Source organism: Alloiococcus otitis ATCC 51267, from assembly GCF_000315445.1.
Lineage (GTDB): Bacteria > Bacillota > Bacilli > Lactobacillales > Carnobacteriaceae_A > Alloiococcus > Alloiococcus otitis.
In genome coordinates this window covers 176878-185756 of sequence record NZ_JH992961.1, presented here as the reverse complement: position 1 = coordinate 185756, position 8879 = coordinate 176878, and the positions used below count along the sequence as shown (strand labels likewise).

At 40.1% G+C, this 8879-nt stretch carries 4 protein-coding genes and 4 pseudogenes; all 8 read right to left on the bottom strand.

Annotated elements, in window-relative coordinates; all coding sequences use genetic code 11:
• On the bottom strand, nt 1-356 hold a 356-nt coding region (locus HMPREF9698_RS07670; protein ID WP_003779016.1), incomplete at its 3' end, for a YSIRK-type signal peptide-containing protein.
• A gap of 712 nt (nt 357-1068) precedes the next feature.
• Complete coding sequence (locus tag HMPREF9698_RS09210) at nt 1069-2229, bottom strand: albumin-binding GA domain-containing protein (protein WP_342661845.1); 1161 nt, start codon at nt 2227-2229, stop codon at nt 1069-1071.
• Between the two features lie 6 nt (nt 2230-2235).
• A pseudogene (locus tag HMPREF9698_RS09255) lies at nt 2236-2352 on the bottom strand (albumin-binding GA domain-containing protein); the annotation flags it as partial.
• Nucleotides 2353-2367: 15 nt separating this feature from the next.
• A complete protein-coding gene (locus HMPREF9698_RS07660) occupies nt 2368-3909 on the bottom strand; it encodes an albumin-binding GA domain-containing protein (protein WP_003779012.1) in 1542 nt (513 codons plus the stop codon).
• 647 nt (nt 3910-4556) lie between these two features.
• Nucleotides 4557-5725, bottom strand: a pseudogene (locus HMPREF9698_RS07655) (IS256 family transposase).
• A 108-nt stretch (nt 5726-5833) separates the two neighbouring features.
• Nucleotides 5834-7045: pseudogene (locus HMPREF9698_RS07650) on the bottom strand (ISL3 family transposase).
• Nucleotides 7046-7361: 316 nt separating this feature from the next.
• A pseudogene (locus HMPREF9698_RS08885) lies at nt 7362-7532 on the bottom strand (albumin-binding GA domain-containing protein); the annotation flags it as partial.
• A 12-nt stretch (nt 7533-7544) separates the two neighbouring features.
• Nucleotides 7545-8879: albumin-binding GA domain-containing protein (locus HMPREF9698_RS08985; protein ID WP_003778999.1), on the bottom strand; the 1335-nt coding region annotated here is incomplete at its 5' end.

Here is an 8879-nt window from a genome sequence, read left to right as displayed (position 1 = left end):
TATTTTTCGTCTGTGAAGCCAGCTGCTTGAACTTCAGCAATAGCTGCTTCTTTTGCTGCTTGTAGTTCTTGGGCTTTTTCTTCTTGTTCACGTTCGTATTCTTGATCTGCTCCGCTCCAGTCGAATTCTGGTTCGTTAAAGTTATAACCAGAATCACGGGTAGATTGACCTTGTGCATCGTCAGCTGTAGTAGCATCAGGATTTTCTTCAGCTGAAACACCTTCTGCATTGCCTAAAAATAATGTTGTACCGACTGCAACAGATGCAACACCAACACTTAATTTTTTAAGTGAGAAACGTTGCTTTTTGTTAGCAGCTTTTTCGGTACGTGTCTTATAGTTGTTTTTTCCTACCATTCTAAAACTCCTTTATATTAAGTATACTTAAACAAATTCACTCAGCCTTTATGCTAGTAAATAGCTTCAACTATTTAGCTTATGAAAGCATAGGGTTGAGCTCTTCGTTACTAGCACACTACTGCCACGTAACTAGCTATTATATTAATATAATAGCTCAAATAAATCAAGTAATTTCACGGTTTTACTAAAATAAAATAGTCATAGGCCATCTAGTTAATAAGCTTATCATTTTTAAAAATGCTTGCTTAATTGCTTATTTACTAAAATTGATGTTTTTTACCAGAAAAATGCTAAATATGGAACATTTTATTATTTTTCCAGTTTTTACAGCTTAAGAACATCCCTATTGCTTAAACAATGACACATTAGAATCATCTCACAGTTTATTGTATTATTTGTCTTTCTCCTGTAGATTTAAAGCACGTTATGCCCTGTCTTAGTATAAATTTAACCTGATGGATCATCACTCCTTTCAAAGCCTAGCTTCCTATAGACCTGATTATTTTATCAAGTGAATAATTTTAAAAATCATAAAGGCCCGACATATCACTTACGATATGTCGAGCCTCATGATTGAAGTTCCTATTAACTAGAATCAACAGATTTGGATAGCAACTACAAATTGCTTTTTGGCGTAAAACCAATTATCAAAGTATTGGTTTAAAACTAGCTTTCACCTCAAAATAATGTTGGATATTAGTTAAGGACATTATTGAAAAATTCCTCTGAACCAATCACCAAGTCTATTAAAGCCATACTTTATTCTCTCTAAGAAAGATAATCTCTCATATAGAATATACTCTTTTACTCGCTCAACTTCTTCAATAGAGTCAGCTTGGTGGATTCGCTGTCTATCCGCTTCACTTGTTTCTCCATCAGCTTCTAGTTCTACAATAGCTTCACCTTTTGCCAATTGAAGAGCTCGTTCAGATTGAATTTCTTCAATTACTTGAGCTAATTCTTCAGCTGAATTAGCATTGTTGATTCGAGCACTTTCAGCTTCGTTAGCATCTAACTCTTCAATTGCTTGAGCTTTTGCTACAGCAAGGTCTTGAGCTAGTTGTTGTCTACGACTTTCTAAGAAGACTTCTGTTAACGGTTCAACTTCTTCTACTGAATTAGCATTGGCAATTCTTTCGTACAATCCTTTAGAAGTTATACCAGCAGCATTCAATTGTTCATAGGACTTTTCTTTCGCTTGTTGCAAAGCTTGTGCTTCCCGAAGCAGTTGTGCATTTGCTTTATCTTGGATTTCTTCAAATTCTAAAACTCCATCTGGTAAGAAATCGTAGCCTTCTTCTTCCCTGACTTCTAATTCTCCCCCATCAGGAACAGCAGTAAAGGTATTGGTTTCTTCATCATAATGTAAGACAACTACAACAAGATCTTCTTCTTGAATAAAGTTTAAGAAGACTTCTCTTGCTTCCCCTGGGTGCAAGGCTTTAGTATTTCTATAATCTTTTTCGCCATCTTTGATGAATTTTAAAGTGTACACTTCAGATCGGTTATCAATGATTTCAGCTTTAACTTTATTAACTTCCTCAAGGCTTTTAGCATCATTAATCAAAGCTTTTTCGTCATCAGTTAAATCTTCAGTTACTGAGGTACCCAATAAATCTTCTAGATCTGCAATAGCCGCTGTTTTTCCCACTTCTAGAGCAACTGCTTCTTGACGTTGTCTTTCACGAGCATTTAGAATATCATTTTTGAGACTTCCAACACCTTCTATGGTGTTGGCTTTGTTGATCAGTTCAAACCAGAGGTCTGATGTCACGCCATCAGCTGTTAATTCTTCAATAGCTTCTGCTTTCGCTGTTTCTAAAGCTTCTGCTTCTGCTTGTTCACGTTGATCTTCACGTGCATTAAGAATGTCATTCTTGAGGCTTTCGACACCTTCTACAGTGTTGGCTTTGTTGATCAGTTCAAACCAGAGGTCAGATGTCACGCCATCAGCTGTTAATTCTTCAATAGCTTCTGCTTTCGCTGCTTCTAAAGCTTCTGCTTCTGCTTATTCACGTGCGTAGCCTTCGTCTAGACCAGTCAAGTCAACGTCTGGTCGAACGAAGTCGTATTCAGAATCCGCGGAAGCTTCTTGGTCATCAAGTTTACCAACTAATGCTTGGCGAGCATCGATGGCATCACTTCTCAATTTTTTGACTTCTTCGATTCTTTCTGCATCTTGAATGCGACCGAAGAGTTCTTCGTCTTTAATGTAGATACCTTGGAGTTCAGCAATGGCTGCTTCTTTTGTTGCTTGGAGTTCACGTTCATAAACTTCTTCAGCTCCACTCCAATCAATTTCTGGTCGGTTGAAGTCGTAAACTGAGTCAACGGAAGTTTCCCCTTCGATTGTTTGGCTTTCTTCCACTTTTTCTCTTGCGGTGAATGTTTTAGTGTCTTCATCGTAAGTCCAGTCTAATTCACCCAAGTCATTTTCTTTGGCAAATTCTTCGAAGTAAGCTTTTGCTTCTTCTGGGCTTGATGCTTTGACAGTAGTCGCACCATTTTTGCCTTTGGTGTTTTGAATGATATAAACAAAGGTGTAAATTTCTTCTTGAACTTCTTCATCGTCTTCCGCTTCTTCTAGACCGCTCCAATCAAAGTCTGGTCGGATGAAGTCGTATTCAGAGTCAACGGAAGCTTCGCCTTCGATTTTTTCACTTGCAGTGAATGCTCTGCTTTCACTGTCATAGGACCAGTTGAAGTCAGCTGCATCTAAACCATTTTCGTTCAAGAAAGCTTGGAAGTATTCTAAAGCTTCTCTTGGGCTTGATGCTTTAACGGTTGTCGCACCATTTTGACCTTGTGTTCTTTGAGCGTAGTAGTTTAGAGTGTAAACTTCTTCTTGAGCTGCTTCTTCTTCAGCTACAGCTTCGTCATTTCCGCTCCAGTCAATTTCCGGTTCGTTGAAGTCGTATTCCGAGTCGACAGAAGTTTCGCCTTCGATTCCTGATTGTTCTTCGTCAGGAACAGTTGTTAGGATTTCACGTTTAACTCCATTGACATCTTGAACTGTTTCTTGTGCATTAATCCAATCTACATATTTTTGATCGGTAAAACCTGCTGCTTTTACTTCAGCAATGGCTGATTCTTTTGCAGCTTGAAGTTCAGCCTCAGCCGCTACAGCTTCATCATTACCGCTCCAGTCAAAGTCTGGTGCGTTGAAGTCGGATTCAGAGTCAACTGAAGTTTCCTCTTCAATTCCTGATTGTTCTTCGTCAGGAACAGTTGTTAGGATTTCACGTTTGACACCATTGACATCTTGAACTGTTTCCTGTGCATTAATCCAATCTACATATTTTTGATCGGTAAAACCTGCCGCTTGTACTTCGGCAATTGCGAATTCTTTTTCAGTCTCTAGAGCTGCTTGCAATTGTTCAATATTCCTATCCGGATTTTCTTCTGCTGAAACAGCATCTGTATTACTCAAAAATAGAGTAGTACCGACTGCAACAGAAGCAACTCCAACACTTAATTTTTTAAGTGAAAAGCGTTGCTTTTTGTTAGCAGCTTTTTCGGTACGTGTTTTATAGTTATTTTTTCCTACCATTCTAAAACTCCTTTGTATTAGTATACTTAAACAAATTTACTCAATACATAAGTCACAAAGATGTTACATTTGTCATAATATTGACATATTATAACTTATGATCGAGTTCTTCGTTACCAGCACACTACTGCCACGTAACTAATACCAATAATATAACAGAAAAAATAAATCAAGTATTTAATGATGCATGAAAATTAAATTTAACATAATCATTCAATCAACCATTTTTTATTATTGAATGTTTTCCTCAAATCTTAGTCTAAAAAGTCTGCAATAAAAAAGTCGTCCTATCTTTCTAGATTTTACCAGGACTATTGATAAGTAAAAAACGGCTCTTCATTTTTTAGCGTTGGTGGTATAATATAGTCACTGTTCTTTTTTGGGGCAACTTCTTAAAGTTGCCCCTTTTTTTAAGTCAAGTCCAAATCTATGTGTAAATTCTACAATATAGTAACAGATGTTATACGACGGGGCTTTTTCTTTTTCCGTCGGTCGGCGTGATCGGCTAAACACACCGTTTGGCGAGCGGAAAGAGTGGGCTTCTCTTGAAGCGAGCCAGCGGTGTGTTAGATTACGCCAAGTGACCGAGGGAAAAAGCCCCTTTTCCAGAGGGAGGCAGGTTTTAAAAGGGGTTTAAAAAGTTCAACCTATCGTAAAAATCGATAGTTCTGAGCTTCCCAATTCTCCTGCAGGTTTAATAAGACCGAGCCGGCTAGCCGTTCCGCGGATTTGATATTGGGGAAAATCCCCACCACTCTTTCTCGACGTCGAATTTCACGGTTGACTCGTTCAATGGAATTGGTTGTTCTTAAAGACATGTGGTAAGGAGAAGGCTCGATCTGATACTGAATGGCATCTTCAAAGCCCTCATCCAATAGGCTCAAGGCTTTAGCCAGCTTCGCTTGGTCTTCGAATTCCGCCTCCAATGCTTGTTTCCGTTCACGAGCTTCCTGCTGGGTTCTGGAAAATAAAACCGCTTGGAAACGATCTCGGATGACTCGGTCCGTGGTTTTCGGCAAGGCATCGGTGATATTGCTTAATAAGTGAAAGGTACAGCGTTGCCAAGTGGTGTTGACAAAACATTCTTGAATAGCTTTCCGTAAGCCTGCATGGGCATCTGAAATCACCATTTTCGGCGTATCAATGCCTCTGGCTTTTAAATCGAGGAAGAACGACCGCCAACTTTCCGTTGACTCTTGCCCAGCCACTTTAAACCCGATGATTTCTCGCCTATTCTCATCATTGACTCCTTGGGCGATGTAAAGGGCTTTGGACACCACCCGGTTATCCTCTCGGACCTTTATATACATGGCATCGACATAGATATACCGGAAATTAGTATGGGTGAGGGACCGCTTTTGAAAGTTAAAGACATCCTTGTCCAGGTGTTTATTGACATCGGAGACAAACGATTTGGAGACCTTTTGACCACAAAGGGATTCGACGACTTTCGTCATTTTGCGGGTGGAGATGCCATTGACGTACATCTCAAAGATGGTAGCCAGTAGGCCTTGATCCATCCGCTTGGATTGAGTTCAAATAATTGGGTATGGAAGTCGCCTGATCGCGTTCTGGGCACGTTGAGCTTGAGGGTGCCGATTTTCGTGGTGAAATCTCGCTCGTCATACCCATTGCGGTAATCACAGCGATCTTCATCTCGCTCGTACCGCTTGCTTTTCATATATTGGTCGCGCTCGGACTCCATATAAGCATTTAAGACCGTCACGAAGGTGGATTTCATCACTTGATCCAGATCACAATTTAAAATTGCGTCTGTTAATTTATTGGCGTCTAGTGTAAGATTGAGTTGAGTCATAATGATCTTCCTTTCAATGTGTTTTTTGGTTTTCTATAACTACATTGTAGCTCAAAAAGGTCATTATGACTTTTTCTTTTTACACAATTATATGGACTTTATCTTTTTTTATTGAATGGGTTGGGAGCTAAAGTAAAGGCAAATTCGGTCGAGGTAATTGCCAAGATTTCGGAAGCCATATGCAATGCGGTTTAAGACTTTGATTTTATTATGGGTACCTTCAATTTTACCGTTGGTATACGGATAGTGGAAGGTGTTCTCAATAAAGGGGAGGTGTTTGGCCAGGGTTTTGAGGCTGCGTTTCATGTAGTTGGATAAGCCTTCTTGGTTGACGGCTAATCGATCTTCTAGCTTGGCCATGTCTTGGTCTTGGATGGCCTGTATCAAGTCTTGATAAAGCCGGTAATGCCGTTTTAAGGACGGATCATAGGCCAACATTTCCTGAAGAATACCCGCTTCGGTTCGTTGACCAAAGAGACGGTAAAAGTGATAGGACGTATAGGATAAGTCAGATTCTTTTTTTAAGAAGAGCTTCCAATACGCTTTAAGTCGCCTCTATTTCTTTTGATCCGAAGAGTTGGATTGGAGTTGGTTCATGTATTGAATCCGGGTTTGGTTAAACGACCGATTGATCAATTGAACTAAATGGAAGCGATCAATAATGATTTTGGCTTGAGGGAAGAGTTCACGAATACAAGAAACATAGCCGGCATTCATGTCAATGGTGACCGTTTGGACCTGTTGCCGATCCTTTAGACTGTACTGGCTGATAAAGTGTTGGTTGATTTTATATTGGGTCCGACCGGAAACAATGCCTAAGATCTGACCGGTAGCGGCATCAATATAGTCAAAGGCCATTTTCCCCTTCTTATATTTAAATTCATCAAAGGATAGGTGGGCAGGCAGGCTTTTGGGGCCCTTCCGTCTTTCTTTCGCCGCCAGACGGGCAAAACGGGCAACGGACGACCAAGAAATATTTAAACGTTCGGCAATATCTTTATATGAAACCGCCCGACTTGCTTCAAAGGCTACCCCAGCTTTCAGCGGATTGGCAATAAAGCAATTGAAGTTAACCAAATGGGTCGAAGCCATAAATGTTTTCCCACAGGAACGGCAATAAAAGCGTTGCTTACGGAGACATAAATAAAAGGGTTTGAAGGGGTGAAAGGGGAGGGTAATCATGGATTCCTGCGTGCCATTTTTGATGATCGTATAGTTTTGGTTAACGACGCCACATTTAGCACAGCAGTGTGGTGTGTAGGTTAAAGAGGCATGAAGAATCAAGGCCGCTTGTCCTTTGACTTCCCTTTCTTCGGTCATGGGCTCCTGAAAAGAAATGTTTTCATCTTGAATCTGAATTAAATTTCGAATATCATGTTGATGAGGCAAGTGAATTTCTCCTTTCTTAAGTTGTGGTGACTATATTGTAAGGGGAATTCACTTGTTTTTCTATATATAAAAGAAAAAAGGGCGAAAACATCAAATAAAAAATGACGCTGGTGAATCCCTCACCAACGTCAAATGTTGTAGAACCTAAAAAAAGGGGCAACCTATTCCATGATAGGTTGTCCCTTGAGGGAAAGGAGGCATTATTAACTACTGCAAACTGTTAGTTAATAAGTCCCAAGCCTAGTAACTATTTGAATAAGTTTCTAAAGAAGTCACCAATACGTTCCCAGACATTTTTGCGGCTATCCAAGATGTCTTCTTTTATTTCTTGAACTTCTTCGCTAGTACTTGCTTGCTCAATTCTTTCTTTATCTTGATCGGTGGTTTCACCGTCAGCTTCCAATTCCTTAATTGCTTCTTCTTTCGCCGCTTAGAGTTCAGCTGCTTTTTGTTCGCGAGCATTTAAAATAGTCTCAGCTGCTGTGTGAACTTCTTTTACAGTACTAGTGTTTGTAATAAGATCTTCCTCTTCTGAAGATAGGTCTTCAGCCAATCCTTCGTTTAGATTTGAAATAACCTCACGTTGTACTGTCACTACTTCTGAAGCTTGTGCAATTTCTTCATGTGTTTCAGCGTCAGTCAGCAACGCTCTTTGGTTTTCAGTAAGAGCACCGTCAGCTTCCAAACGTTGTATTGATAAAGCTTTAACCGCTTCTGGGTTTTGCAAAAGTTGTTGCTTACGAGTTTCTAGAATGCTTGTCGCTAACTGTTCAACTTCTTCAACTGAAGTTGCTTCTCGAATTTCGTCAAACAATCTTTCAGAAGTGATACCCAATGATTTTAACGCTTCAAGTGCACTATCTTGTGCTTTGAATAGCGGTAGATATTGCTCTGCTAGTTCATCAGCTTCATCTGATATTTCATCCCAACTCAATTCTTCAGGTAGGGACTCGTAGACTGTTTCATCCGTTTTAACACCAGAATTATCTTCTAGCACAGCATGAAATGTGTTTGTGCGTTCATCGTAGAAGAGGTTGGTAACTTCAAGATCTGTCTCTTCAATGTAATCTCGGATGATCTCTAAGGCTTCACCTGGGTGCTGAGCCTTTGTCCCATCAATGTAGAGCTCCCCGTCTTTTGAGTAATGGAAGTAGTATGGTTGTTCTCCGCCAAATGCTCGGAAGGATTTTGTGTCTTTATCATAGACGATAACGTCAACATCTAAGTTTTCTTGGCGGATAAAGTCAAGGAATGCTTCTCGAGCTTCACCAGGGTGAACGGCTTTAGTGTTTCTGTAGTCTTCTTCCCCGTCTATAGTATATATAAGGGTGTAGACTTCTTCTCGGCCTTCAATAATAGTGTCTTTCGCCGCTTCTACTTCTTCCACTGTGTAAGCATCAACAATCAGAGATTTTTCCTCATCGGAAAGGACATCGTTAAGAATTTCTTGTAATTCAGTAATAGTGGTCTCTTTTTTAGCTTGGAAATCAGCTGCACGAGCTTGCTCTTCCTGAGCGTTGGCTGCAATGCGGCCGTCAATGATAGTGTTGGCTGCGTCAACAATGTCTTTTAGTGAGTCAGCTTCGTTTACTAACGCAGCTTCGTCTTCACTAGTTTTAAGATATTCATTGAATGCATCTTTTGAAGCTTGGAGGATCGCTAAGCGTTGTTCTTCCTGAGCGTTGGCTGCAATGCGGCCATCAATGATAGTGTTGGCTGCGTCAACGACTTCTCCGACTGACTGAGCATTATTGATCAACGCAGC